Source organism: Acidovorax sp. JMULE5, from assembly GCF_013376875.1.
Classification (GTDB): Bacteria; Pseudomonadota; Gammaproteobacteria; order Burkholderiales; family Burkholderiaceae_C; genus Acidovorax; species Acidovorax facilis.
Window position 1 is genome coordinate 904228 of the sequence record NZ_CP035951.1, and the last position, 26837, is coordinate 931064.

Here is a 26837-nt window from a genome sequence, read left to right on the forward strand (position 1 = left end):
CGAAAGGGCAAGACACACCATGGCAATCATCGACATCAAGGTGCCCGACATCGGCGACTTCGCCGAAGTGGCCATCATCGAAGTGCTGGTCAAACCCGGCGACACCATCAAGGCCGAGCAAAGCCTGATCACCGTGGAGTCCGACAAGGCCTCCATGGAAATCCCCTCCAGCCACGCTGGCGTGGTCAAGGAGCTGAAAGTGAAGCTCGGCGACAAGATCGCGGAAGGCTCGGTGGTGCTGACGCTGGAAGTGGAGGGCGCTGGCGCCGCGGCACCGGCACCTGCAGCAGCGCCTGCACCCGCAGCTTCTGAGCAAAAATCGGCTCCAGCGCAGGCCCCACAAGCGCAAGTAGCTATCAATTCGGTAGCATCCAGCTTTGCAGGTACGGCCGACCTGGACTGCGACGTGCTCGTGCTTGGCGGCGGCCCCGGCGGCTACAGCGCAGCCTTCCGCGCAGCCGACCTGGGCCTCAAGGTCGTCATCGTCGAGCGCTATGCCACCCTGGGCGGCGTGTGCCTGAACGTGGGCTGCATCCCGTCCAAGGCGCTGCTGCACGTGGCAGCCGTCATGGACGAAGTGAGCCACATGGCCGACCTGGGCGTGGACTTTGGCGCACCCGCCGTCAACGTCGACAAGCTGCGCGGCCACAAGGAAAAGGTCATCGGCAAGCTCACCGGTGGCCTGGCCGCCATGGCCAAGATGCGCAAGGTGACCACTGTGCGCGGCTACGGAGCCTTTGTCGGTGCCAATCACCTCGAAGTGGAAGAAACCACCGGCACCGCGCAAGACAAGACAGGCACCAAAAAGGTCATCGCCTTCAAGCGCGCCATCATCGCCGCCGGTAGCCAGGCGGTGCGCCTGCCCTTCATGCCCAACGACCCGCGCGTGGTCGACTCCACCGGCGCCCTGGCGCTCAAGGAAGTCCCCAAGCGCATGCTGATTTTGGGCGGCGGCATCATCGGCCTCGAAATGGGCACCGTGTACAGCACGCTGGGCGCGCGCCTCGATGTGGTCGAAATGATGGACGGCCTGATGCAGGGCGCCGACCGCGACCTCGTCAAGATCTGGCAGAAGATGAATGCCAAGCGCTTCGACAACATCATGTTGAAGACGAAAACCGTGGGAGCCGAGGCTACGCCCGAAGGCATCAAGGTCACGTTTGCGCCCGCGGAAGAGGCGGCGGCACCGCCCCCGAGCCGCAGGTGTACGACCTGGTGCTGCAGGCTGTGGGCCGCACACCGAACGGCAAGAAGATTGCCGCCGAAAAGGCAGGCGTTGCCGTGACGGAGCGTGGCTTCATCAACGTCGACATCCAGATGCGCACCAACGTGCCGCACATCTTCGCCATCGGTGACATCGTGGGCCAGCCCATGCTGGCGCACAAGGCGGTGCATGAGGCGCATGTGGCGGCAGAAGTGATTGCCGGTGAGTTGCAAGGCAACAAGGAGCTTGCCGCTGCCGCCTTCAACGCCCGCGTGATTCCATCTGTGGCCTACACAGATCCCGAAGTGGCCTGGGTCGGCCTCACCGAAGACCAGGCCAAGGCCCAGGGCATCAAGGTCAAGAAGGGCCTGTTTCCCTGGACGGCCTCCGGCCGCGCCATCGCTAACGGCCGCGATGAGGGCGTGACCAAGCTGCTGTTCGACGACTCGCCCGAAGCCCATGGCCACGGCAAAATCCTCGGCGGTGGCATGGTCGGCACGCACGCCGGCGACATGATCGGCGAGATTGCGCTGGCGATTGAGATGGGCGCGGACGCTGTGGACATCGGCAAGACCATCCACCCGCACCCCACGCTGGGCGAAAGCATTGGCATGGCGGCGGAGATTGCCCACGGCTCCTGCACGGACGTGCCGCCTGCGCGCAAGTAGGCAGCCCCTCCGGCATGCCTGCAAAGCCCGATCCCTCAGCGGTTCGGGCTTTTTTTATGGCCCGTTAAAACGCTTGGCACACTAGGCTTTTTCGATTCACCAACATACTCTGGGTTGTGTGTCATGCGCGTTGCCGATGGCGCCACACATCTACAACGAGAAACAGAAAGGCCAACGCATGGATACCTGGATGAATATCGTCATTGGTTTGGTGTTGCTGGTGGTGGGCGGCGAACTGCTGGTGCGCGGCGCGGTGGCTTCGGCCAAGGCACTGGGGGTTTCGCCTCTGTTGATCGGTTTGACGCTGGTGGGCTTTGGCACCTCCACTCCTGAACTGGTTACTAGCGTTACCGCGGCGCTCAACGGCTCTGCGGGGATTGCCGTGGGCAATGTGGTGGGCTCCAACATCGCCAACATCTTGTTCATCCTGGGGCTTTCGGCCGTGATTTACCCCATGGCAGTGAACCCCAAGGGCTTCAAGCGCGACGCGCTCATGGTGTCGTTTGCAGCGCTGGCCTGCCTGGCGGTGGTGCTTTACGGGCGCATGGGCATGGTGTTGGGCTTGATGTTTGTGGCGAGCCTGCTTGCCTACGTCGTCTTTGTGTACGTGCAGGAAAAGCAGTCGCCTGACGAAGCTGCGGTGGTGGCCGAGCACCGGGCCGAAGACGCCCGCAAGGGTCCGGCGACCATGGCGTTGTCTGTGGCGATGGCCGTGGCTGGCATCGCGATCACGATTTTTGGTGCACGGTTTCTGGTGGATGGCTCGATTGCCCTGGCCAAAGGGCTGGGCGTATCCGACACCATCATCGGTCTGACGATCGTGGCGGTGGGCACCTCCATGCCCGAGCTGGTGACCTCGGTCATGGCGGCTCTCCGTAAGCATGCAGATGTGGCGTACGGCAACATCGTCGGCTCGAACATTTTCAATGTGCTGTTCATCCTGGGCACCACTTCGATGATCCAGCCCATCGAGATGCCCGCACAGATTGCCGCGTTTGACATCTGGGTGATGCTGGCGACCACGGGCTTGCTGGTGTACTTCGCGCGTACCGGAGCCAAGATCCATCGTTGGGAAGGCTGGGTGTTTATCGGTTGTTATGCGGCTTACACGGGCTATTTGATCTCGATCGCCTGAATTTGAACCCGAATATTCACCCGCCAAGAAAGTCATTGTCCATGGCTGCAAATGCTTCCCATCAGAAATTTCTGGGTTTGTTGCCTCAGGATGCCGTGCCTGGCGCGTTGCTCGTGTTCGTTGCAGCGTTGGCCATGGTGGTGGTCAATTCGCCTTGGGGCCCTGCATATCAGGCGGCACTGTCCACCTCTTTCAGCATTGGCCCCACGGGCGGCGGCATTGAAATGAAGCTGGCCTACTGGATCAAGAACGCGTTGATGGCGCTGTTTTTTTTCTTCGTGGGCCTGGAGCTCAAGCGCGAGATGCTGGAGGGCCAGTTGTCAGACCCGAAGGCGGCGCTGTTGCCTGTGTTGGCTGCAGCGGGTGGAATGGCTGCGCCCGCGCTGATGTATCTGGCGCTCGCTGGTAGCGACGGGTTTGCCAGAGGCTGGGCCATCCCTGCTGCCACCGATATTGCATTTGCCCTTGGTGTGCTCTCACTCTTGGGCAGCCGCGTACCAGCGGCACTGAAAGCCTTTTTGCTGGCCGTAGCGGTGGTGGACGATCTGGGCGCAATCCTGATCGTCGCGTTTTTCTACACCGAAGAAGTGCTGGTGAACTATTTGGTCATAGCAACAGGCGTGGCGGCGGTGCTGGTGGTGATGAACCGTCTGAAGATCGCCTCCATCGGGCTGTACATGCTAGTGGGCGTGGTGCTTTGGATCGTGATGTACCGATCCGGCATCAGTCCCACCATCGGCGGTGTGATCGTGGCCGCTTGTGTGCCCTTGAAAGACAGGGCAGGCCACAGCCCCCTGCATGAGGCCGAGCACAGTTTCCGGCCCTGGGTACTGTTTGGCATCATGCCGGTGTTTGCGTTCGCCAATGCCGGTATCAGTCTGGATGGCGCAGGCGCCTACCTGACCCACCCGGTCACGCTGGGCGCTGCCTTGGGATTGGCTTTGGGCAAACCCCTGGGGATTGGCGTGATGACCTACCTGGGCGCCATGGCGATGAAGGCCAGAACGCCGGGCAACCTGATGCAAATCGTGGGCGTGGGCTGCATTGCGGGGGTGGGCTTCACCATGAGCCTGTTTGTGGGTGCGCTTGCGTTCACCGACCCCGCGCTGGCCACACCGGTGCGCCTGGGCGTGTATGCAGGCTCCATCTTGTCGGCGCTGCTGGGTTTGTTCATTTTGACTTGCAGCTTGCCAAAAGCCTCTGCAGCTGCGCCGTCAGACGCTGAGGATCAAACCCGGCCTTTCATCTCCGCCGAGCCTCAATACGAGGCACACGACAACGCCAGGCCTTGACTGGCCACGACCAGAGTCGGTTTCCTCAAGGCATCGCCCGTCGCGGTCTGGTGTTGCGGTGGCTGCGCACCGTACGACAGCTGTGGGAACGGGTCGAGGAGCCCACACAAAAGTGATGGAAAATACTTGGCTTGCTGCTGCGCGATCTGTGGCAGCAATTCCGCACCGGCTTTCCACCCTTTTGCTCCCCTGAGCCTGTCCATGCAAGACGTTCAAAACTCCAAAATCTCTGTAGAGAAAATCGGCGGCACCTCCATGACCGCCTTTGGCGATGTGCTGCGCCACATCATGCTGCACGATCCCAAGCGCATTTATGGCCGGATCTATGTGGTGTCCGCCTACTCTGGCGTGACGAACCAGTTGCTGGAGCACAAGAAGACGGGCGAGCGCGGCATCTATGCCCTGTTTGCAGAGGGCAAGGGCTACCAGGACGCCTTGACCCAACTGGCCGCCAGCCTGAAAAAGCTGAATGCCGGCTACGCCGACCTGGGCCTGCCGCTGGATGTGGCCGATGCCTTCATCGACCAGCGTATTGGCCAGGCGCGTGAGTACCTGAACGCCATGCAGCACGTGCTGGCCAGCGGCTACTTGAGCCGCAAGGATGTACTGCTGGCCGCGCGCGAAGTGCTGGCCTCCATTGGCGAGTCCCACAGCGCGTTCAACTCGGTCGAGATCCTCAAGGCCAATGGCGTGAACGCCATGCTGATGGACCTTGCCGGTTTTGACGACAACGAAGCCTGGACGATTGACGAGCGCATTGCCAACAGCTTTAAAGGCATCGACCTGAGCGACAAGGTGGTGGTGGCCACCGGCTACACCAAGGGCACCGAAGGCATCATGCGCGAGTTTGACCGCGGTTATTCCGAGGTCACCTTCAGCAAGATCGCCGTGGAAGTGCGCCCCGCAGAGGCCGTGATCCACAAGGAATTCCACCTGTCGTCCGCCGACCCCAACCTCGTGGGCCTGGAAAACGCCATCGTGGTGGGCGCCACCAACTACGACGTGGCCGACCAGCTGGCCGACGTGGGCATGGAAGCCATCCACCCCAAGGCTGCCAAGCCCATGGAACTGGCTGGCATTCCCATCCGCCTGAAGAACACGTTTGAGCCCGACCACCCCGGCACGCTGATCACCAAGGATTTTGTGGGTGAACGCGCACGTGTGGAGATCGTGACCGGTACCGACAAGGTCACGCTGATCGAGATCCACGACCCCAGCATGGTGGGCACGGTGGGCTTTGATGCGGGCCTGATGAACGTGTTCTGCAAGCACGACGTGAGCTACATCCTGAAGGCAACCAACGCCAACTCCATCGCCCATCTGGTGTGGGACAACCAGGTCACGCCCGAGCTGGTGGCCGAGCTGCAAGAGGGCTACCAGGTCGTGACGATCAAGCCCAGCGCGATCGTGTGCACCATCGGCTCCAACATCAGTATCCCGGGCGTGTTGGCCAAGGCGGCGCAGGCGCTGGCTGATGCCCAGGTCAACGTGAACTGCGTGTCCCAGACCCTGCGGCAGGTGAACATGCAGTTCGTGATCGAGCGCGAGGATTACAAGACGGCCATCAAGGCGCTGAACCTGGCGCTGTGCGTGAACTCAGGAACTCCCGTTCCACGCGTTTGAAGGAATAGCTGCAGGCATGCTTGCCGCAATGCCGTTCCATAAGGAGCCCGCCATGAGCGGGCTTTTTATCGTCTGGATGTTTTCGTCAGCCTGTGCCGAGCAGCCTTTCGAACAGATCCGTTCCCCCCATCTGTCCGCCCTTGAGCATCAACTCAAGCCCGTGGCGCGACGGGTTTGCACTGTGCGCGCGGCTCAGCGTGACCCCTGGGCAGACCCTGGTTTGGTACGACAAGCCCCACAACTGAAGCGCCTGCACGGCGTGGCTGGAGGTATCGCCCCCCGCAATGCCAATGCGCCCCAGGGGCGTGCCGTTGTCGGCCTGCGCCTGCACCACGCGGGCTACCAGGGCCGCGCTGGCGGGGGCGACGGCTGCTGAAGCACCACTGGACGGAGCAGGGGCGCCGTCCATTGGCCCGGTGTAGGCCAGTACGTGACAGCCTTGTTGCAGCCCGGCGCATATCGCGCGCTGGGTGGCGTGGGCATACGCTGCATCGTCGCCTAGGCGCTGCGCGTCCACAGGGATGCGTTGGTAAGACGTTGCAGCCTGGACCTGGGCAGCAGTGATGGGTGACAGGCTGCCCGCCCAGGCGAACACGGGGGCGGGTGATGGCGCCAAGGTGGGGGCGGGGTGGCTTGCGTGGGCTCCCCAGCACGCGATCAGCGCTTGTGCCACGGAGCTGGGCCCCACGGCGAGCAGGCGGGCGTGTTGTGCCTGTTGCCAGAGCAGGTGCCCCACGCTGGCAAGCTGGTCTGCACTGGTCAGGTCCAGCAACGTGGGCACGAACGGCAAATCGGGCAGATCGGCCGAGCCGTTGTCCAGAAGCGCGCCCAGGGCGGCGGGCAAGGTTGCCGCGTTTTGCCCTGTATCCGCTTCATACAACGGGTAATGCAACGCCGTGATGCCCTGCAACCCTTGTTGCGCCAGGTGCACCCGCAAGTCAGCCTCGGCCATGGGGGTCACCGGGTGGCGGTGCATCGTCGGGTGACGGTCAATGCGGTAGACGGCTCCACCCGTCCCGGCTGCGGCAAACAAGTTGCTGAACGCGCAGTATCGGCCCAGGCTGGGCTGGCCTCCGAGAATAGGCACCCAGCGGTTGTCCACACTGGAGTGCAGCGTCTGGATGGCGCAGGCAATGTTGCCGACATGCGGGGCGCTGTCGAAGGTAGAACACACCTTGTAGTGCAGCACGGTGGGCGCAACCTTCCTGAAAAATTGGCCCACACTGGTCAGCTCGGCGCGCATGGCGTCGGGCACCATGGCGCGCGCTGCGCCGGCAATGCCTATGGCGTCCAGCGGCCCGGCGGCCGCCAACGCTTGTGCGCTGGGTGCGCCCATGAACAGCATGGACCGCAGGCCCGCTTGGGCCAGCACGGCCAGGGTGTCGGTGGCGCCGGTGAAGTCGTCGCCGTACCAGCCAAACCGGGGGGCTTCAGTGGTCATGGTTCAGGACTTCTTGCCGAAGAAGTCGATGGCCCGGCGTAGCTCGGGGGCGTGTGCCGCGCGTTCGGCCAGGGTTTCGCCCTTCTGCACCGCATCCCACGCCTGCTGCAGGCTGGCCACGCCCGGAGCGGGGCCGTCCGGGTGGGCCAGGATACCGCCGCCGGACATGAATAGCAGATCGTTGGACTGGATGCTGTCCCACGTGGCAGGCACGGTGCCCGCCCACTGGCCGTTGGAGAACGCGGGCAACACGCGGTCGTCCAGGCCTTCACACAGCGGCGCCAGGGTGTCGTGGGCCGACTCGATCACTTCTTCGTCGGTCTGTGAGAACTTGCCTTGCAGGCCATGCACGTGCATGTGGTCCACACCGGCCAGGCGCCACAGCGTCTGCCAGGCGTTGAACGAAAAGCCCAGCAGCGGGTGGCGCGACAGTGCGCCGTAGCCGTTGCGGTGGCCGTGCAGCGCCAGCGGGGTGTGGCGCCGCAGGGTTTGCACGGCGGAATAGCCGCACCAGTTCAGGCTGACCATCACGCAGCTGCCGCCTTCGGCAGCGATCAGGTCGGCGTGGCGGCGCATGGCGTCGGTTTCGTCGGTGATGTTGAAGGCCACCATGACCAGCTTGCCGGTCTTGTCCTGGTGGGCGCGCACGCGGCGCATCACGGCTTTGACGCGGTCGGCCAGTGGCGCGTGAACGGGGTTGGCGCAGACCTCGTCGTCCTTGATGAAATCCACACCCGCCGCACACAGACGGCCTGCCAGGTCGCCGGTTTCTTCGGCCGACAAACCCACGTTGGGTTTGATGATGGTGCCGATCAGCGGGCGCCCCTGCACGCCGGTTAACGCGCGGGTGCCGCTGATGCCGTGGCGGGGCATGTCGAACTGCGCGCGGTAGGCGCTGGGCAGTTTCATCGACTCCAGCCGCAGGCCGGTGACCTCGCCCAGGTCGTACAGATTGCCCGACACCGTGGCGGCCAGCGTCGGCAGGTTGGGGCCGATGTTGTCGCACGGAAAGCTCACGCGCAGACGGGCGCGCTGCCAGGTCTGCGGCGTGTCGAACATGCCGCGCCGCTGCATCCAGCCGTTGGGCAGCGAAGGGGCGGGCGCCACATCCAGCAGCTCGACCGATTCGACCGTGGCGCGGGCGCGTTCGCGCAGCGCGTCGGTCTCGCCCTCCACACGGGTGAAGGTGCCACACGATTGTTCGCCCGCCAACACCTCGGCCACGTGTGCGGGGGCTAGCGGGGTTTCGATCAGGTAGGTGGCTTCAAAGCGGTCTGGGGACATGGTTATGGTGCTACTACTGTTTTGATAGCTGTTTGCGCTTATAGGACAAGCGGTAGGGGCCAATTTGACTGATGCTTATCGATCTCGGATGGCCCTCACTCCCTCTCCCCTTGTGGGAGAGGGCCGGGGAGAGGGGTGCAACGGGCGCGGCGCGGATGCAGGCCCCCTCTCCCCAACCCTCTCCCGCGAGGGGAGAGGGGGTCAGCCCCGAGCGCCGGTGCGGGTGCTCAGGTTGATGTACCTATCTGAGAGACGCACTTCATCAGACCCCATCGACGTAAAAATCAGATCCTCTTCAGATCTTGGACAGATCAGGAAAAGGCCGCACCGGGTCCGTCGTGCCGTCCCAGGTTTCCGACTCCGAACGGATCAGGTCGAACATGCGGCCCTTGGGGCCGGCCACTTCCGACAGCTCGATCACCGTGCCGGGGTGGTACTCGGTGTCGAAGTAGACAAAGCGGCCTTTTTCGCCCACCTCGCCGCTCATCACCGTCTTGAAGCCCTGGGCCGTCAGGCGCGCCAAGTCGGCGTCGTAGTCGCTCGTCCAGTACGCCACGTGCTGCAGCCCGGTGCGCCCGGCCTGCAGAAAGTCGCGGTACATCGACGGCACGTCGTTGCGCGTCTGGATCAGCTCGACCTGCACATAACCCGAGTTGGCCAGCGCCACCGAGTTGTGCGGCTCGTAGTGCTCGCCCTTGTAACGATAGTTCTTGATCGGAACCTTGGGGTTGTAGAACCAGGGGCCCACGCCCAGGGTCTTGCTCCAGTAGTCCATGGCGGCTTCGATGTCGTGGACCACATAGCCAAGTTGGCGGATGGCGCCGAAATGACGGCTCATAAGAATTTCCTTTGTTGGTGATGCGTCAGGGCAGGGCGCAGCTGGGCGGGGCCCATCAGGCGCCGCCCAGGTTGCAGGCTTGCTTTATTTACTTACTTGGCGCCGTCGATGATTTCTTTGGGGATCGGCACGCCCGCGTACTTCACATGGATGTCGTTCAGCTTGCCGTTGGCCAGGTTGGTCTTGATCCAGCCGTTCACGGCGGCCATCAGCTCGGGTTGGCCTTTGCGCATGGCCACGCCCAGCTGGTACGACTGCAGGATGAACTTGGTCTCAAAGTCGCGCGACGGGTTCTTCTTGGCGATGGCCGCGATGATCGGCGGCGTGATGGCCACGATGTCGGCCTGGCCGGTGGCGGCGGCGGTGATGGAGGCGGATTCGTCATCAAAGCGCACCACCTTGGCCTGGGGTGCGCGCTCGGTCACGATCTTGTCTTGCGGGCCACCGCGCGTCACGGCCACGGTCTTGCCGGCCAGGTCGTCGATGCTGGTCAGCTTCAAACTCTTGGGCGCGCCCACCGCCGCTTGGATGGCACCGTAGGGGATGGAGAAATCCACCGCCTTCTGCCGCTCGGGCGTGATCGACAGCGACGAGATGATCAGGTCCACCTTGTTGGACAGCAGGTTGGGAATGCGCGCGGAGTTGGTCGTGTTCACGATCTCCAGCGTCAGGCCCAGGTCCTTGGCCAGCAACTCGGCCGCTTCCACGTCCGAGCCCACGGGCTTCATCTTGTCGTCCACGTAGCCGTAAAACGGCGCACCAAAGTCGATGCCCACGCGCAGCTTGCCGGCGGACTTGATGTCGGTCAGCTCGGCCATGGCGGGCATGCACAGGGCGGCGGCGCCCACGGCCAGCAAGGTGCGGCGGAAGATGAGGGATACGGTCATGGTGGTTGTCTCCTGGTGGTTTTTGAGTACGGAATCGAAAGGGGCAGGGCTGAAGCTGAAACTCAAAGCCCGTGAGAAAGAAAGTCGCGCAGCTCGGCGGTCTGTGGGTTCTTGAGCATGTCGCCTGGGCCCGTCTCCCACACTTTGCCCTCGTGCATGTAGATGATGGTGTCGGCCACCCGGGCGGCAAACTCCATCTCGTGCGTGACCAGCACCATGGTCATGCCGCCCTGGGCCAGGGCTTCGATCACGCGCAGCACCTCGCCGGTGAGCTGCGGGTCCAGGGCCGAGGTCACCTCGTCAAACAGCATCACCTGCGGCTCCATCGCCAGCGACCGGGCAATGGCCACGCGCTGCTGCTGCCCGCCTGACAGTTGCTCGGGGTACGCCTGCGCCTTGTCCGCCAAGCCCACCTGCTGCAGCGTTCGGGCGGCAATCTCGCGCGCCTTGGCTGCGGGCAGGTTCTTCACGGCCTTGGGGGCCAGCGTGATGTTCTGCTCCACCGTCAGGTGCGGGAAGAGGTTGTAGCTCTGAAACACGATGCCCACGTCCTGGCGCAGCTGGCGCAGGTCGATGGCCGGGTCATGTACCGCGTGGCCGCAGACATTGATGGTGCCGCTGTCGATGATCTCCAGCCGGTCAATGCAGCGCAGCGCCGTGCTCTTGCCCGAGCCGCTCTTGCCGATGATGGCCACCACCTGGCCCCGGGGAATGGCAAACGACACGCCCTTGAGCACCTGGTTGCTGCCAAAGCTCTTGTGAACGTCCTTCAGTTCAACGACGGGCTGCGCAGGCGAGGCCGCTGGCTGGGAGGGTTGCGCGGCAGCGTCTCGGGCGAGGTTCATGGTGTCTTCTCGTTTCATGCGGTGGTCACAGAAGGGGTGGCTGTGCCACGGTTTCCAAACTGCTGGCGCTGCTCCAGCTTGCGGCTCCAGACGGACAGCGGGTAGCACATCGCAAAGTAGACGATGGCGATCAGCAGGTACACGGTGAAGGGCTGAAAGATCGAGTTGTTGATGAGCTGCCCGGCACGCACCAGCTCGATGAACCCCACGATGGACGCCAGCGACGTGTTCTTGACGATCTGCACCATGAAGCCCACCGTGGGCGGCGTGGCAATGCGCACCGCCTGCGGCAGCACCACCAGCCGCATGCGCTGGGTGCGCGACAGGGCCAGGCACTCTGCCGCCTCCCACTGCGTGCGCGGCACCGATTCAATGCACCCGCGCCAGATTTCGCCCAGGTACGCGCTGACGTAAACAATCATCGCAATGCTGGCCGCCACGATGGCGGGCAGCTCCAGCCCGGCAATGCTCAGGCCGAAGTAGCACAGGAAGAGCACCACCAGCAGCGGCGTGCCCTGGATGATCTGGATCCACGCAATCGTCGCCCAGCGCACTGCCTTGATCGGGCTGACGCGGCACAGCGCAATCACGCCCCCGGCCAGGCCGCCGCCCACAAACGCAATCAGCGACAGACCGATGGTCCACAGCGCGCCAAACAGCAGGTACTGCAGGTGGTACGAGTTCAATCCACCGTCGATCATTTAGCGTTCCCCAATTTGCGTTGGCGCGTGAACACGATCTGCCCGAACACCCACAGCCCCAGCCGCATCAGCAGCGACAGCGCCAGATACGCCACCGCCACCAGGATGTAAGCCTCAAACGGGCGGAAGGTTTCAGACTGCACCCGCGCCGCCACGGCCGTGAGCTCCTCCACCGAGATCTGCGAGGTGATGGACGACGCCAGCATCAGCAGCACAAACTGGCTGGTGAGCGCCGGGTACACCTTCTCCATCGCCGGGCGCAGCACCACGTGCCAGTACACCTGCCGGCGCGTAAGGCCCAGGCACTCGGCCGCCTCGATCTGGCCCTTGTGGATGGAATCCATGCCTGCCCGCATGATTTCGCAGGTGTAGGCCGCCACGTTGATCACCAGCGTGAGCAGCGCGGCAGCAAACGCCGACACCTTGAAGCCCAGGCTGGCCAGGCCAAAGAACACCAGAAACACCTGCACCAGCAGTGGCGTGTTGCGCAGCACCTCCACATAGGCACCGCAGGCCTTGACCAGCCAGCGCGTGTCGCCGCGCCGGCCAATGGCCAGCAGCGTGCCACCCACAAAACCAATCACCGTGGCCGGGAAGGACAGCAGGATGGTCATCCAGGCCCCTTCCAGAAACTCGGGCCAGTTGGCCAGCACGCTGGCAAAGTCGAACTCGTATTGCATGGACGCGGCGGCGATGCTTCAGCGCACGCAGGCGGGGCGCCTGTTCACGAACGGCACGAAGGGCACGGGCGAGCCCGGGGTGCGGCACGCGGCGCGAGTTGGGGTATCAGGCATGTCTTGTCTCCTGCGCAATCGGTCTTGGCCGCTGCAACCTAGGGTTTGTACTGATGGTTTTTGATGCCTTTCAGCATCGAACGCCCAGTGATACTATCCGCGGAATCCATCAAATACCAGCGAACTAAATGATGGTTTTTGATTGAATCCGCATGGCCCAAAACCCGCCCAACCCCAGCAGTCCCCGCAGCCCGCGCATCCCCGACATCGCCCAGCTGTCCGGCGTGTCCACTGCCACGGTCGATAGGGTGCTGAACCAGCGCTCGGGCGTGCGCAATGCCACCGCGCAGCGGGTGCTGCAGGCCGCTGCCACCCTGGGATACCTGCCGCAGGCCGAGCTGCACGCAGCACTGCAGCCCCAGCCCCTGCGGTTGATGGTGCTGATCCCCGAGGGCAGCAACCGTTTTCTGCAAATGCTGGGCGACGTGATCGGCTACGCGCAAGACCACTGGGCACCGTTCAACGTGCGCTGCCAGGCGGCGTACATCGAAAGCTTCAACCCCGACGCTCTGGCCAAAGCGCTGCTGCACTACGGCAAGCGCTGCGACGGCATCGCCTTCATGGCGCTGGAGCACCCCGTGGTGCGCGAGGCAGTGGCCCAGCTGGCAGAGCAGGGCGTGCCCACGGTCACGCTGATATCGGATCTATCCAACTCGCGCCGCGTGGCCTACGTGGGCCTGGACAACCGCGCCGCGGGCCGCACCGCCGCCTATTTGATCGCCCGCTTCATGGGCCCCCTGGCCCACAGCCGCAAGGCGCATGTGGCGATGATTGTTGGATCGCTGCGCTACCGCGCCCATGAGGAGCGCGAGGCGGGCTTTTTGCACCTGTTTGAAGAACAGTTCCCCCTGGTGCAGGTGGTGGGCGTGCGCGAAGGCCAGGACGACGCCGAACGCAACTACCGCCAGGCCCGCGCGCTGCTGGAGCAACACGGCGATTTAGCAGGCATCTACAACATCGGCGGCGGGGCCGAAGGCATTGGCCGGGCGCTGAAAGAGGGGGGGGCAGACCGCAAGATCGTGTTCATCGGCCACGGCCTCACGCCGGATACGCGTGCGCTGCTGATCGACGGGACGATGGACGCGGTGATCACCCAGAACCCGCAGGGCGCGGTGATGAACTGCGTGCGGATATTTGCGAACCTGCGGGATGGGCGGGAGCCAACCAGCGGGGTGGAGACGACGCGGAGTCAGGTGATTTTTCGGGAGAATTTGCCGTAGGGGTGTTGAGAGGCGCGCTTGGCTCATTCGCAATGCCTATCCCATGGGGGCGAAGTCAGTCAGTTTGATAGGCTCTTCAAATTTGGTGAGGTACAGCGTCAGACTTCCCGCATGCTCAGCGCCCGTTTAAGGCTGATTGCCGATCTCCAACTCGCTCGCGTCGATGGAGGCTATAGCCCAGAGGCAGTCGGTGCCGAATAGCGGGGCGGGCGCTTAATCGTGCAGCTGAGTGATAAGTTTCAGGTAGAAGAGTGCCGGCGCTTAAGAGATTCCCGCGCCTTGACGCACAGAAATAGCGCGAACCCGTGATGTGAACGTTCTCATTGACAGTCAATTCATAATTTTCAAAATTAGCCAGGAGGGAGTATGGACGAGGCAGCTTATTCTAGAGAGTGGAGCGCGGTAACGACTGAGGTTGCAGAGTTGGCGCGTTTTGCGAGTGCAATCCTAAATGAAGCGCGGACGAAGCAGTCAAAAGAGACTGTAAAACGAGCCATTGAAAGAGTCTTAGGGTTTGAGCAATCCTCATTCTCCTGGGTCGAAGGTATCGAGTCCCAGATTTCCTACCTTAATTCCGCCAATGCATTTGCCTTTCAGATTGAGCGGGCGTCAGCCAATTTTGAGCAGCAGGTTGGGGTAGAGCTGCTCGCGAGAGCGCGACGTCTGCGTGTATTGATTTTCGATTTAGTAAAGGTCCTTCCAGAAGATGTTACGTCAAGGTTACAAATGGATGAGTCGGACACGCTGCTGAGCGATGAGGGCCGAATCCAAGCGAGATTGGCACGTCTCCAGGACACGATCCAAGGTGCTCTCGACAGAGCAAGCGACGCCGCCAAGCGAGCAAGCAGCGTTGAAGATTCCGTTTCAGAGGTTGCGAAACATGTAGAGATCAAATTTGACCAGTTTAATCAGCGATCAGAAGCTGAGTTCGTCAAATTGCAGTCCGAGTTTAAAACGAACGCGGCCTCGCTCCAGGCCCTTCATGAAGATGGGCGACGTGAACTTGAGGAGAAGCTAAAGGAAACAGAACAGTTTCTAGGCGTGTTGGCGTCTAAGGCCATTGGCGGCGGATACATGCGCAATGCGATAAAAGAGGAGCGAAGGGCAGACTTATTTCGTCTTTTGGCCGTTGGAACCATGGTCGCGCTGGGACTGTATTTAGTTTCCAGTATTGCATTCATGGAGATGCGAGATATTGAGCCGCAACGAGCGGTGGTACGTTTGACCGGTGTAGTATTTTTTTCGTTCGTTATTGGATACTTGATCCGGCAATCTGCCGTTCATCGCGGACAGCAGCACCAGTACCAGCGAACGGCTTTTGATTTGAAGGCAATCGATCCGTTTCTGGCAGATTTGCCTGAGGCGACTCGTCATGCGATCAAGCTCCAGCTAGCCGAGAAAATATTTGTGCCCAAGGAAGTCCTCGCGTCCACGGATAGCACAGGCTTTGGTCTACACGAAGCGATACTGAAGTATTTGGAAAAGAACAAGCCAGTCAAAGAGAAGGAGAAGGGTTTGGGTTAGCTGCGCTGACGGCGCAGTCATTAGCGACCGCTGCATCGACACCATAGCCATGAAAATCGTTGAGGCTGAGTGCTGTAGTGCGCTGCATGGCCGATAGCATCTCAAAGTGCCCGGTCTGTTCAGCGGCGGCAGCCGCTGCGCAAACGGCACTGAATAACCCGTGCGTTACTTCAAGGTAGAAATCAAGAGCAAATTGCCGATCACTGCGCAGCGATACACGCGCGAGTCAGTCCCGGTCCGACGCCTTTGCTCCATGCCCTGGCAGCACATCCGGCGAACGGGTAGGCAGCATCCTGGATGCCTGGCATGGGGCACGCATAGAATTCAACAATATTTTGCTATTTTATTGATAGCTAATAGTGCTTGTAATGTAAGCGCTACAGCGCATTTTGATTAAATTTTTTGCGAGCAAAACCTGTTTCGGACCTGTCAGCCTTTTCAAGATCAGCCAGCGCACTACTCAGCCGTGGGTGCACAAAACGGTATCCCTGAGCGAGTACGGCACGCGGCACAGCGTTCTGCCCGTCCAGCAGCAGCGTAGACATTTCTCCCAGCATGACCCGCAATGGCAGCGCCGGCATGCGCAGCCAGGCACTCCGCCCAAACGATGCAGCCAGGGCCTGCGCAAACCCGGCCTGCGTCACCGCCTCAGGCGCCACGGCATTGATGGGGCCTTGCAAATATTGATGCGCCATCGCAAACCGCACCAGCCCCACCGCGTCAGCCAGATGAATCCACGGAGCAGGCTGTCGACCATGCCCCAGCACGGCGCCGAGGCCTAGGCGGGCGCTCAGCGCTTGCATGGGGTACGCGCCACCGCCGTGCCCCAGCACCACACCAAACCGCATGCGCACCACCCGCACGCCCAGGGCTTCGGCGCGCCGGGCCTCGTGCTCAATCGCAGCGCACAGGTCAGACTGGAACTCGCCCGAGCGGGGTGGGGCGGTTTCGTCCAAGGGCTCCATCGACGCATTGGGCGATGCGCCGTAGAAGCCCACGGCCGACGCGCTGACCAGCACGCGCGGGGCCTTGTGCAGGCGCCGCATCAGGCTAACGAGCGCCACGGTGGTGTCGACGCGGCTGGCCAGCAGTCGGCGTCTGCGAGCCACTGTCCACGGCATGCCCAGCACGCGGGCGCCTGCCAGGTTGACCACTGCGTCGATGGAGGTTTCAGACGGGATCGCGTCCAGAGTGTCCACCACCCACACGCCGGGGCCAAAGCTGGCGCGGGCCTGCAGGGCGTCGCGGGTCAGCACGATCACCCGCTGGCCGTCGCGCACCAGGTCGGCCACCAGGGCGCTGCCCACAAATCCGGTGGCGCCGGTGACCAGCGTGGCTGGCTGGGGTTGGAGGCCACGGGCATGCAGGGCGTTGGGTTGCACAGGCGGAGCCGTGCGGTAGAGCTTGATGGCGGCCAGCGCGTTGCGCACGCTCCAGGCCCACACGCCGAAGGCGTAGGCTGTGAACAGCCACGACACCCAGCCGTGCGGGGCCAGCACCATGGCGGTGGGTTGCTGCGCCCAGGCCCACAGCACGGGGCCGATCAGCCCCAGGAAGAGGCCATAGCTGATCGTCAGCACGGTGTGCAGCACGCGTTCAAACGGCGGCAGGCGCCGGGTGCGGTCTTCTTCCAGAAAGTCCGCCAGGGTGATGCCCAGCTCGATCAGCAGCAGGGCAGCCAGCACGGCGGCAAAGGCGCCGCGCCATTCAAACCAGGCCAGGCCGACAAAGACGACGCCGTAGATGGCCTCGCGCGCGGCGTGGAGCGAGAGTTCGTACCGCGCGGAAGTGCGCTGCGGCAGCCGGGCTTCGAGCTCGTGGTGCCACAGGTTGTCAAACGCGCCCAGGGCGGCCTGGATGGAGAGCAGCAGAAAGATGGTGTTCATGGCGGTCATGGTGTGAAGGCCTCAGTGGGTAGAAGAATGGGTGCCAGCGGGGTCGGCGCAGTCGTCGGTCATGGGATCGATGACGGGATCGGTGAACACGCCGGATTGGTGGAAGGTTTCGCCCCACAGCGGGTGCACCATGCTCAGCGTGAAGCGGAACTGGCCTGCGCCCAGGTCGGTGTGGGCGACGCGGCAGGTACCAGGCGTCAGCAAGGTCGGCACGGGGATGCGCAGGCCTGCCACCACCCACCAGAAGCGGCGGCTGCGGAACACCAGTGCGCCGTCTTCTTCCAGCACGTCCAGCGACATGGCCAGGCCGCCGTCGGTGCGCTCCAGCAGGGTGCCGTCGGTGCCGAGCTCCTTGGTGGACCGCACGGTGCGGTCTGCGCCGTTGTCAGTGCCGTTTTCGGTGCCCGTGCCGGTGTGAAAGCGCCGCTCCCACACCACGCCGCCGCGCCCGTTGTGGCTGACGTTCACGGTGGCGGGCAGGGCGGTGGTGTTGATGTGGGTCAGCGGGCCGCCCCAGGCCCGAGTCAGCGCGGCGTAGATGTGGCCGATGAGCGAGCAGCGCAGGTCCATGTGGCCGTGGTAGCTCACGTTGGCGTGTGCGGTGCCAAAACGGCGTTGCACGGCGGCGGGCAGACGTGCCCACGCTGCGGCGCCGGCCAGGGCGGGCAGGTCGAGCACGGGGCTGGGGTGCGCTGGGTTGGCGGTGCAGTGGCGGGGCGCTGGGGTGAAAAGGGCAAACATGGCGGGCTTTGCAAGAGTGGCGGTTGCACTCTCTATTGCGAAACCCGGGCCAGCCTCAGCGGCCGCTGCAAGTGCTTGATTTCATTGAAATTTGCGTGCTGACCTGCATACTTGGTTTACAGTGCGCGCAGCCCCCACCGTTAACGCCAGGAACAGGTCACGCCATGATCACCACCGCCGTCTGCACATGCTGATTCACGCCGTCCTCGGGTTCTCGGTGCTTGAAACGCTGGTGCTGGCAGCCCTGCTGTTGGCCTGGGCTGACCGCGTGGCGGGTGCCCGGCTGCTGGCGGCGTTTTTGATCGGCATCTCGCTGTGGATGGTGGGCAACGAGCTGCCCAACTGGCTGGGGCCCGAGACCGAACCGGTGGCGATGCGCTTGCTGGCTACGGCGCCATTTACCTCTGCGCTGTTCTTTCATTTCTGCACGGTGTTTTGCCGTGTCGACCTGGGGCGCTGGGGTGTCGCAGTGGCCTATGCGCTGGGCGCGACTGCGTCGGTGGTTTCCATCATCCTGGTGCCGGGGCACTTGATTCATCACCGCGACATTGGCTTTATTGCGGTGGCCGACCCGGTGGGCAGCATCGCCAGCATGGCCTGGGTCATTTTGGGCATTGGCGGGGTGGCGGTGCTGCTGCTGGCCTTGCTGCGCGCGCGCCGCTCGGGCGACGGGCAGAAGTTTCGGCAGATTGCCGCCGTTACCGCGTCGTGCCTGTGGGGGCTGCTGTGCCTGGCGGGCTACGGCATTGCGGTGCTGGATTTGCCGATCTACCCGTTTCCGCTGCTGGGCCTGCCGCTGTACTCGCTGATTCTGGTCTACGGCATCTTGCGCTACGGCGTGTTTGTGGCCAACGCCTGGGCACGCCGCGCCCTTGTGTGGGCGCTGCTGCTGGCGCTGGGGGCCGTGGTGCTGGCGCTCACGCCGTTGCTGCCGTTCGAGTCGCGCTGGCTGGGTGGGCTGGCCGTGGCCGCCAGTGTGTTGGCGCTCAACGGCCCGGTGCGCCGCGTGGCCGAGCGGCTGGTCTACCCAGGGGGCGAGGTGTCGATTGCCGACCTGGGCGCCTGGCGCAGCGCATTGCTGTCGGCCGAGACGCCCCAGGCGCTGGGGCAGCAGGCCGCCATGCTGTTGAGTGCGCGCATTGGGACGCAGGTGGAGGTGCAAATTGGCGCTCCATCCGCATCCACAACACCCTCCACGTCATCAGCGCCAGCAACTCCACCCGGCAGCACCCCGCAGCTGGTGTGCACCCCGGGCGAGCAAGGCTGGCAGACCACGCTGCAGGGCTGGGACGCCGCACCGCCCGGGCCTCGCCATGTGGCCGAACTGTTTGGCACGGTGGTAGCCGAGGCTGCGGCGCGGGTTGAGCAGGCCCAGCAGTTTGCCGCCCGCGAACGCGAGCGCCAGTTGCAGGCGCGGCTGGCCGAACTGGGCGCGCTGGCCGCCACGGTGGCGCACGATATCCGCAACCCGCTCAACATCATCTCGATGGCCGTGGCCGCGGCGCCCGGCGAGACGCGGCGCGAGGTGGCCGACCAGGTGGCGCGTATTGCCAACCTGACACACGACCTGCTGGACTTTGCCAAGCCCTGGAAGCTGGTGCCCCGTGAGCTGGATCTGGCCGCCCATGTGCGCAACGCGGCCATGCGGTTGCCCGACGTGACCCTGGGCGCGGGCCTGGCCCAGCCGCTGGTGCTGCAGGCTGACCCCCGGCGGGTAGACCAGGCACTAACGAACTTGCTGGAGAACGCACGCATCGCACTGGCGTCCGATGCCGGGGATACCGATGCCGGTGGAAACGCAGCAGCGGCCACAACCCACAGCCCCGTACACATCGACGCAGAAACCACCGACAACGCCGTGCTGCTGCACATCTGCGACGCGGGCCCCGGCGTGCCGGATGAAATCCGCAGCCGCCTGTTCGAGCCCTTTGCATCGCGCAGCCCCGGCGGCACCGGGCTGGGCCTGGCCATCGTGGCCCGCATCATGGCCGCGCATGGTGGCTCGGTGGCGCTGACAGAGCGGCCGCCGTGGAGCACCTGCTTCACGCTGCGCTTTCCTTTGACGACGACGCAACGCCTGCTATGACCCGCAACACCACAGACAACGCGGCCGACACCCCGCCGGATGCACGGCAAGACGCCACACCGGCAGGCGAGCCGCAAAACGGCCACGTGCTGCTGGTCGATGACGAGGCCGCGTTTCAGCGGCTGGGCGGTGCCTTTTTGCGCAACCTGGGCCATACCGTCACGCTGGCGGGCGATGGCGAGCAGGCCCTGGCGGCGTTTGCCAAACAGCAGCCTGAACTGGTGCTGCTGGACCTGGCCATGCCGCCGCACATGGACCCGGAGATCGGCCTAGAGCTCATCCCACGTTTTGCGCGCGTGCCGGTGGTGGTGTTGACCGGCCACGGCGACCATGCGCTGGCCCTGCGCGCCACCGAGCTGGGCGCGTGGGACTTTCTGACCAAACCCATCGACCCTGACATGCTGCGGTTTGTGGTGGCACGCGGGCTGCGCAAGGCCCGCCTGGATGCCGAACTGGCAACCCTGCGCGCAAGGCAGTCGCTGGATGACCTGGGCATGGCGGGGCAGGCGGCGGCCACGGTGCAGCTGCGCGCCCTGGTGCGCCGCGTGGCGCCCACGCATGTCAGCGTGCTGGTGCTGGGCCCCACGGGCACCGGCAAAGAGCTGGTGGCCCGGGCCTTGCACGCCTGCAGCGCCCGCCGCAGCGAGCCCTTTGTCGCTATCCACTGCGGCGCGCTGTCGGCAGAGTTGCTGGAGAGCGAGCTCTTTGGGCACATGAAAGGCAGCTTTACCGGCGCCTACCGCGACCAGCCAGGCCTGGTGGAAGCCGCCCACGGCGGCACGCTGTTTCTGGACGAGGTGGGTGAGATGCCGCCACCCATGCAGGTCAAGCTGCTGCGCTTTTTGCAAGAGGGCACTTTTGTGCCCGTGGGCGGCCGTGTGCCAAAACGTGCCGACACCCGCGTGGTGGCCGCCACCCACCGCGATCTGGAAGCCATGGTGCGCGACGGTACGTTCCGCGAAGACTTGTTTTACCGCCTCAAGGGCGTGGTGCTGCGCACCCCATCCCTGGCCGAGCGGCCCGCCGACATCCCGCTGCTGGCCACGCGCTTTTTGCACCGCGTGGCGCACCGTGCCAGCCTGTCGGCCAGCGCGCTGGCATGGCTGATGGCGCGCGAGTGGCCGGGCAATGTGCGCGAGCTCAAGGCCGTGGTGGAGTCCGCCGGGGCACTGCTGATGCCCGACCAGCGCGAGGTGGATGCCGAGCTGCTGCAACTGGCCAGCGGGGATATGAGCGAGAGTGCAGTGGATCAAAAAACTCCTGCAGTGGCGCCATCCGGCAGCACCGGTCCCCTGGACGCCGCGCTGATGGAGCTGGAAGTGCGCATGGTGCGCGACACCATGGCCGCAGTGGCTGGGAACCAATCAGAAGCGGCCCGGCGGCTGGGGATCTCGCGGGTGGGGTTGATCAAGAAGCTGACGCGGCTGGGGTTGAAGTGAGCCAGCGAGCGTGACCACGGCTACGGGCACCGTGACGCACGATTTCTTCGTCTGCATCGGCGGCAGTGCCTGATGCGAGACGGGTCCGAAAGGGCGCTCTCTGAAGCGGTAAATTACCGATTGCTATATTAAATATAGCAATAAACCCCCACAGATAAAGCGCTAGGCAACAATTTTGTTGGATTTTTACGGTGAGCACACGTTGCGCGTCACCGTTGTCATCCCTTGCCGCCGCATCCGCCATGGGCTTTCCGGCCTGTCTGCCCGGACAGGCGGATCAGCGCCCGGTTCCCTCCTGCGCCTCGGCGTCGGCACCGCGAGAGCCCACACCCGCACCCACCGCCATGACGCCCAGCCCGGCACCGCCTGTGCCGGCCCCGTCGCCACCACCACCGCCGCCGCGCCCACCACCAGCTCCGGCCCTGTCGGCCGCTCCCGCGCGCCTGCCTGCGGCGCCGCCCGCACTTCCGGCCGGGCGCAGTGGGCCCTGGTTGGGGATGGCCACCGAGGCAGGAATCGCCTCCAGGTCCAACGCCGCCCGGATGAAGTGGCGCAGGGACACGACCAGCTGCGCGGTCTCGATGCTGCGCCCGGCCACCATGTCCTGCGCGGCGCGGGCGGCCAGCTCGACCTGTTCTTCGGTGCCAAGCAGGATCACGTCGGACAGCGCAGCCTCCACCGCATCGCGCACGCGGCGCTGGCGTTCGGTGCTGGCCAGTTCGGGGGCGGGGGCCAAAGCGTCGGCATCGAGGACATCGGTGTCCGATGGTTCCGCGGCCGCCACCTGCACGCCGCCGGTTTGCACCTGCTGGCGCCGCAGGTCGCGCATGTGTGTGGGGTTCACCTGCAGTTGCCCGGTGAACGAGCCGCCCAGCGTCTTGTAGGCGGCGATCAGTGTCTTGAGCCGCTCGTTGATCTGGCGGTTTTCGCGCTCCCGACGCTTCTGGATGGTCTGCATGAAGACCAGCCGCGTACCCACCATGACCAGGGTGGCCACCAGCAGGCCCATCAGCGTGGTGAGCAGGGTGGACCAGGAACTGAAGTCGATCAGGTTGCGCATGGGGGTCGGCGATGCTGGCAAGCCGCCAGGGGTGGAGAGGCATCCATCCTAGCGGCGGCAGGCTGATTTGCCCTGTAGGCCGGAGCCCAACGGTGGGCGCACCGCCTGCCAACCTCAACGCTGCAACGCGCACTACGCGGGACCGGTACCCGCAGTCTCGGGCAGCTTCGCAATCACCTTGATCTCGAACTGAAAGCCATACAGCCACGTCACGCCGATGCCCGTGAGCGTGGGGTGTGGCGCATGGCCCCAGTATTCGCCCACCACTTCCCACGCGGCCTCGAAATGCTTTTCTGGGTCCACCATGAACACCGTCACATCGATTACGTCGTCAAACGTGCAGCCGGCGGCCTGCAGGATCGCGTTGAGGTTGTCGAACGCCAGCCGCACCTGCGTCTGGTAGTCGGGCTCGGGCGAGCCGTCGGGCCGGCTGCCCACCTGGCCCGAGACGAACAGGAAACCGTTGGAGCGGATGGCGGGCGAGTAGCGGTTCTTTTCGTAGAGCGCCTGCCGCCCGGGTGGAAAGACCACGTCGCGAGGGGATGTGTGCGTCGATGCCATGGGAGTGTTTTCCTTTCGGTAGGCCGCAGGGGCCTTGGGTTGTTGTTGAAAGGAATTTATCGGCGTGCCCCCGGCAGATAAACGGGCAAGCCTGTCCATCACTGTTTGTAAACTCCAAACAATCTTTGACGAGGCAGGAGCACCATGGACCGGTTCGATGCAATGCAGGCGTTTGTGCGGGTGGTCGAGTCGGGCAGCTTCACCAAGGCGGCCGACACGATGCACGTGAGCAAGACCACGGTGACGCAGCTGGTGCAGCAACTGGAGGCGCGGCTGCGCGTCAAGCTGCTGCACCGCACGACACGGCGGGTGCAGGTCACGGCCGATGGGGCCGTGTATTACGAGCGCGCCGTGCGTCTCTTGGCCGACATGGACGATGCCGAGACCAGCCTGTCGAGCGCGTCAGCCGCGCCCCGGGGCCGCTTGCGGGTGGATGTGCCCAGCCCGCTGGCCCGGCTGATCCTGGTGCCGGCCCTGCCGGAGTTTCATGCCCAGTACCCCGACATCCAGCTCGACATGGGCGTCAGCGACCGCATGGTGGATCTGATCGGCGACAACGTCGATTGCGTGGTGCGCGGGGGCGAGATTCAGGACCAGTCGTTGATTGCGCGGCATGTGGGCGACCTGCAGCTGGGCGTGTACGCGGCGCCCAGCTACCTGAGTCGTGCAGGCAGCCCTGTACACCCGCACGAGCTGGAGGATTCGCACCACCGTGTGGTGGGCTTTTTGTGGTCGCGCACGGGCAAGACGTTTCCGTACGCGATGCGGCGTGGCGCCGAGGAAATTCAGGTGCAGGGCCGCTATGTATTGGCGGTCGACGACGGCAACGCCTACCTCGCGGCCGGGCTGGCCGGCATGGGCGTTCTTTGGCTGCCGCACTACATGGCCCGCCCGCACCTGGGCAGCGGCGAACTGGTACCCCTGCTGGAAGACTGGGCGCTCGACCCCATGCCGCTGTACGTGGCCTACCCACCCAATCGCCACGTCAGCGCCAAGGCGCGGGTGTTCATCGACTGGGTAGCAGCGCTGATGGCAAAGCACGCGCCGCCGGTGCGCCCGCCGGGCAAGCGGCCCAGCGGGGCGGCGGACTGAACACCACCGCCCATGCAGGTCAAGCTGCTGCGTTTTTTGCAAGAGGACACTTTTGACGCTGCCTTGCCTTGGCACCACGGTGGGCATGGAGAAGGCGCTCGGTTTTCATGGCCGCTGGGTGCCGCACTGCATCAGGGCTAAGGTTGCCCGAAGCTCAACATCACTTGATGCCCCTCTGGCTCCACGCTCAACATCCAGTAGCGTCCATCAATCAGGGCCAGGGCAGGGGTGATGTTGCTTAAAAGCTGCTCGCCGTCAGCTGCATCCACATCACCAGGAAGGTACTGGCGTTGTGTTGTGTCGCCAAGGGTCTGCTGGGTGATGCTGCGAAGTGCGTTGTCATCGTGCGGCACGACCAGCAACACCTGGCTGTCAGTGGGCTGTGCGGCAGCCGCTACGGCTGCTGACGTCCACGCGACGCTTTTGTCGATCAGGCGGATGGGCTCGTTGCCGTAGAAGTAGAAGTTTCTAGCGGGGTCGTTGTCGCTGACCCAGATGGAGTACACGCTGCGTCCGCCATGGGCGCGGAAGTACACGAAAGCACCCTCGCGCGTGCAGGCAGCGCAAGGCTGTTCATCTGTCATTGCTGCGTAGCCCTGGCCCGTCTGAACCGGTGTGTTTCCCAACCACTTGGTTTCCTTTTCAAAGCGCCATGCGTAGTAGAGGTCACTGGACCGATATCCCTTGAAGAACAGCACGAGGTGGCGTGCGTTGGGCAGTGAAACCGCACAAGGGGCGCGATCGGTTTTGGCGGCACTGCCGTTGACTTGCACGGTGCCATGTTTCATCCAACGGTCGCCGTTCCATTGCAGCCACTGTAGACAGCCCTCGAAGTCGGCATAGAAGCAATGCAGCACGTCGCCATGAACAACCAGTGTCGCAGGGGTGGATGTCTGCACCGGGTCGCCGGACACCTTCAGCAGTTGAAAGTCGGTCCACTGCGTGCGGTGGCGCCCGATCAAAAACTGGTTTCCTTGTTTGACGCACACCCACCGTTCACCCTTGAACTCGGCGATGGCAGGTGAAGACTGCGTGGTCAGCGGTTTGCCCTGACGCTCCAGCAGACGGGCTTGCACTATCCAGTTTGTGGCGCTGCCAGAACCGGTGTTTGGGCCTGTGGCCTGGCCTTTGCCGGGTGGTACGCCAATTTTGGGGGGGCGCAGCGCACCATTGAGTTCTGCCGCCAGTACCCACCAAGGCGCGACGCCTAGTATTCCCGCGCGCATCCATTCGCGCGAATTGGGGTTTGCGGTTGGGACACGGACCCGAGCCAAGGCTTCACCCGGTTTTGCGACAAACAGTGGTGAAAAATTGTCGGTAGCCTGAGGGTCGAGCGGGAGCTTGGGAAGAAGTCGCAGGTAAGTGGGAGCGGCCACGGCCTTGCCATCGGTGAACGCGCGATATACATCGGCGATAGCCGCGCGAAGGGCCGCGCGCATCACATTGCGGTTGGCCGCATTCACGGTGTCAAAGTAGCGCCCATCGCCGTAGGCGATCCAGTGGTCGCCAGCCGCATTGCTTACCCACAAACCGTTGAAACCGTCCTCGTCATGCATCGCCTTGGCGCATGCATCCGGCGCAAAGTCGATCGAGTGGGTCTGAGAGCTCTGGAAGTCGTGCAGGTGACGCCGCGGCGTGCGCAGATGTCCGCTGGCGAAACCGTCGGTCAAATAGTGGCTGGCGAATGCAAGGTACGCATACGCCTTCAACAGTCCGTTGCTGCGATGCAGCCCCTGGTGGGCACTGGCTGAAGCGGCGGTCTCCATTGCTACTTGAAGACCTGCGCGGCAGACATCGTGGGCGTGGGCACCGAAGTGGTCCCAGTTGAAGCTGGCAATCCACATGTAGCGGCCCCACAAACTGGTGTCATAGGGATAGATTTTTTTGTCCGCCCCTCCGGTGGCGACGTTGTATTGCAGGTCCCAGTGGTCGCTGTTGCGTGCGTAAGCTTCGTGGGGGTCTTCGCCCTTCGCGATCGCGTTGGCGATGGCCTGAAACTCTTCCTCCATGATTCCCAAAATTTTTTTGACCTCCTGCGGGTCTGCCTTGTCGAGCGTGGCGAAGGTTTCGCGAAACGCAGCGGGCTTGTCCGCCTGATCGGAGATGGGCTTGTGCGCAAGGGCATAAAAATCGCCAGCCAGCGCGACGATCTGGCCGAAACTCAGTCGGCAGCCGTTTTCCAGTGTGAATTCGAGATGAACGGCATCGTGTGAGCTGCCATCCGCCAGCGTGAGCCTGAGCCCATCCACGACCGACCAGTGCTCGGCGCTACCGAAAAATGCCACCCCTGGCCTACGTCCACCCGCAAGTGCTGTGCGTGTGCGAAAGCGCATCGGGACCTTGCGAGGCTGCTGCTGCGTCTGATCCGGACCGAGCGGTTGATTGACTTTGATGTCCATGAGGTTCTCCTGGTAGTCGGCTTGGTGGGCGCTGCTCCGCGCTTGTCAGCCGGTGTTGGGAAGAACCGAAGGCTAGCGACGGAGGGTCGCGTCGAACAGTCCAAAGCT

The 26837-nt window shown here is 63.8% G+C and carries 20 protein-coding genes and 1 pseudogene; 9 read left to right on the forward strand and 12 right to left on the reverse strand.

The window, feature by feature from the left end; translation table 11 throughout:
* Positions 1 to 19: 19 nt before the first annotated feature.
* The 4 genes and pseudogenes from lpdA to EXV95_RS04165 all read left to right on the forward strand — a co-directional run bounded on the left by lpdA (position 20) and on the right by EXV95_RS04165 (position 5922).
* Positions 20 to 1872: pseudogene (gene lpdA, locus EXV95_RS04150) on the forward strand (dihydrolipoyl dehydrogenase).
* A 178-nt stretch (positions 1873 to 2050) separates the two neighbouring features.
* Complete coding sequence (locus tag EXV95_RS04155; protein ID WP_176885912.1) at positions 2051 to 3007, forward strand: calcium/sodium antiporter; 957 nt, start codon at positions 2051 to 2053, stop codon at positions 3005 to 3007.
* A gap of 41 nt (positions 3008 to 3048) precedes the next feature.
* Positions 3049 to 4299 (forward strand): Na+/H+ antiporter NhaA, encoded by a 1251-nt coding sequence (nhaA, locus tag EXV95_RS04160; protein WP_176885913.1) that lies wholly within the window; start codon positions 3049 to 3051, stop codon positions 4297 to 4299.
* Between the two features lie 201 nt (positions 4300 to 4500).
* Positions 4501 to 5922, forward strand: a complete 1422-nt coding sequence (locus EXV95_RS04165; RefSeq protein ID WP_176885914.1) for an aspartate kinase — start codon at positions 4501 to 4503, stop codon at positions 5920 to 5922.
* An 85-nt stretch (positions 5923 to 6007) separates the two neighbouring features.
* Here the strand turns inward: EXV95_RS04165 and EXV95_RS04170 are convergent, their stop codons facing one another.
* From EXV95_RS04170 to EXV95_RS04200, 7 genes are all read right to left on the reverse strand, one after another.
* Complete coding sequence (locus EXV95_RS04170; protein WP_176885915.1) at positions 6008 to 7363, reverse strand: four-carbon acid sugar kinase family protein; 1356 nt, start codon at positions 7361 to 7363, stop codon at positions 6008 to 6010.
* A 3-nt stretch (positions 7364 to 7366) separates the two neighbouring features.
* Positions 7367 to 8647 carry a ribulose-bisphosphate carboxylase large subunit family protein gene (locus EXV95_RS04175; protein ID WP_176885916.1) on the reverse strand — a complete coding sequence of 427 codons (1281 nt, stop codon included), beginning with the start codon at positions 8645 to 8647 and terminating at the stop codon, positions 7367 to 7369.
* A gap of 295 nt (positions 8648 to 8942) precedes the next feature.
* Positions 8943 to 9485, reverse strand: a complete 543-nt coding sequence (locus tag EXV95_RS04180) for a VOC family protein (protein WP_176885917.1) — start codon at positions 9483 to 9485, stop codon at positions 8943 to 8945.
* Positions 9486 to 9577: 92 nt separating this feature from the next.
* Positions 9578 to 10372, reverse strand: coding sequence for a transporter substrate-binding domain-containing protein (locus EXV95_RS04185; RefSeq protein ID WP_176885918.1), 795 nt, complete (start codon positions 10370 to 10372; stop codon positions 9578 to 9580).
* A gap of 62 nt (positions 10373 to 10434) precedes the next feature.
* On the reverse strand, positions 10435 to 11217 hold the full coding sequence (locus EXV95_RS04190) for an amino acid ABC transporter ATP-binding protein (protein WP_176885919.1): 783 nt from the start codon (positions 11215 to 11217) through the stop codon (positions 10435 to 10437).
* Between the two features lie 14 nt (positions 11218 to 11231).
* Positions 11232 to 11918 carry an amino acid ABC transporter permease gene (locus tag EXV95_RS04195; RefSeq protein WP_176885920.1) on the reverse strand — a complete coding sequence of 229 codons (687 nt, stop codon included), beginning with the start codon at positions 11916 to 11918 and terminating at the stop codon, positions 11232 to 11234.
* Complete coding sequence (locus tag EXV95_RS04200; RefSeq protein WP_176885921.1) at positions 11915 to 12598, reverse strand: amino acid ABC transporter permease; 684 nt, start codon at positions 12596 to 12598, stop codon at positions 11915 to 11917. The genes EXV95_RS04195 and EXV95_RS04200 overlap by 4 nt, the downstream gene beginning before the upstream one ends.
* 266 nt (positions 12599 to 12864) lie before the next feature.
* Between EXV95_RS04200 and EXV95_RS04205 the strand changes: the two genes are divergently transcribed.
* Positions 12865 to 13932, forward strand: a complete 1068-nt coding sequence (locus EXV95_RS04205; RefSeq protein WP_176885922.1) for a LacI family DNA-binding transcriptional regulator — start codon at positions 12865 to 12867, stop codon at positions 13930 to 13932.
* A gap of 366 nt (positions 13933 to 14298) precedes the next feature.
* The gene (locus tag EXV95_RS04210; RefSeq protein WP_176885923.1) at positions 14299 to 15456 is read left to right on the forward strand and encodes a hypothetical protein; all 1158 of its coding nucleotides are present in this window, start codon (positions 14299 to 14301) and stop codon (positions 15454 to 15456) included.
* A 377-nt stretch (positions 15457 to 15833) separates the two neighbouring features.
* On the opposite strand, the gene EXV95_RS04215 is transcribed toward EXV95_RS04210, so the two are convergent.
* Both EXV95_RS04215 and EXV95_RS04220 read right to left on the reverse strand, forming a co-directional pair.
* Positions 15834 to 17351 (reverse strand): TIGR01777 family oxidoreductase, encoded by a 1518-nt coding sequence (locus tag EXV95_RS04215; RefSeq protein ID WP_255484915.1) that lies wholly within the window; start codon positions 17349 to 17351, stop codon positions 15834 to 15836.
* A 12-nt stretch (positions 17352 to 17363) separates the two neighbouring features.
* Positions 17364 to 18092: a DUF4166 domain-containing protein gene (locus EXV95_RS04220; protein ID WP_176885924.1), complete on the reverse strand. Its 729-nt coding sequence runs from the start codon at positions 18090 to 18092 to the stop codon at positions 17364 to 17366.
* Positions 18093 to 18279: 187 nt separating this feature from the next.
* On the opposite strand from EXV95_RS04220, the gene EXV95_RS04225 reads away from it, so the two are divergent.
* Together EXV95_RS04225 and EXV95_RS04230 are read left to right on the forward strand one after the other, a co-directional pair.
* Positions 18280 to 20178: a HAMP domain-containing sensor histidine kinase gene (locus EXV95_RS04225; protein ID WP_176885925.1), complete on the forward strand. Its 1899-nt coding sequence runs from the start codon at positions 18280 to 18282 to the stop codon at positions 20176 to 20178.
* On the forward strand, positions 20175 to 21617 hold the full coding sequence (locus EXV95_RS04230; protein ID WP_218135476.1) for a sigma-54 dependent transcriptional regulator: 1443 nt from the start codon (positions 20175 to 20177) through the stop codon (positions 21615 to 21617). The genes EXV95_RS04225 and EXV95_RS04230 overlap by 4 nt, the downstream gene beginning before the upstream one ends.
* 277 nt (positions 21618 to 21894) lie before the next feature.
* Here the strand turns inward: EXV95_RS04230 and EXV95_RS04235 are convergent, their stop codons facing one another.
* Both EXV95_RS04235 and EXV95_RS04240 read right to left on the reverse strand, forming a co-directional pair.
* On the reverse strand, positions 21895 to 22677 hold the full coding sequence (locus EXV95_RS04235) for a hypothetical protein (protein WP_176885926.1): 783 nt from the start codon (positions 22675 to 22677) through the stop codon (positions 21895 to 21897).
* Between the two features lie 132 nt (positions 22678 to 22809).
* Positions 22810 to 23238: a RidA family protein gene (locus EXV95_RS04240; protein WP_176885927.1), complete on the reverse strand. Its 429-nt coding sequence runs from the start codon at positions 23236 to 23238 to the stop codon at positions 22810 to 22812.
* Between the two features lie 144 nt (positions 23239 to 23382).
* Here EXV95_RS04240 and EXV95_RS04245 point away from each other — a divergent pair, with 144 nt between their 5' ends.
* On the forward strand, positions 23383 to 24330 hold the full coding sequence (locus EXV95_RS04245; RefSeq protein WP_176885928.1) for a LysR family transcriptional regulator: 948 nt from the start codon (positions 23383 to 23385) through the stop codon (positions 24328 to 24330).
* Between the two features lie 137 nt (positions 24331 to 24467).
* Here the strand turns inward: EXV95_RS04245 and EXV95_RS04250 are convergent, their stop codons facing one another.
* The gene (locus tag EXV95_RS04250) at positions 24468 to 26729 is read right to left on the reverse strand and encodes a hypothetical protein (RefSeq protein WP_176885929.1); all 2262 of its coding nucleotides are present in this window, start codon (positions 26727 to 26729) and stop codon (positions 24468 to 24470) included.
* Positions 26730 to 26837: the final 108 nt, after the last annotated feature.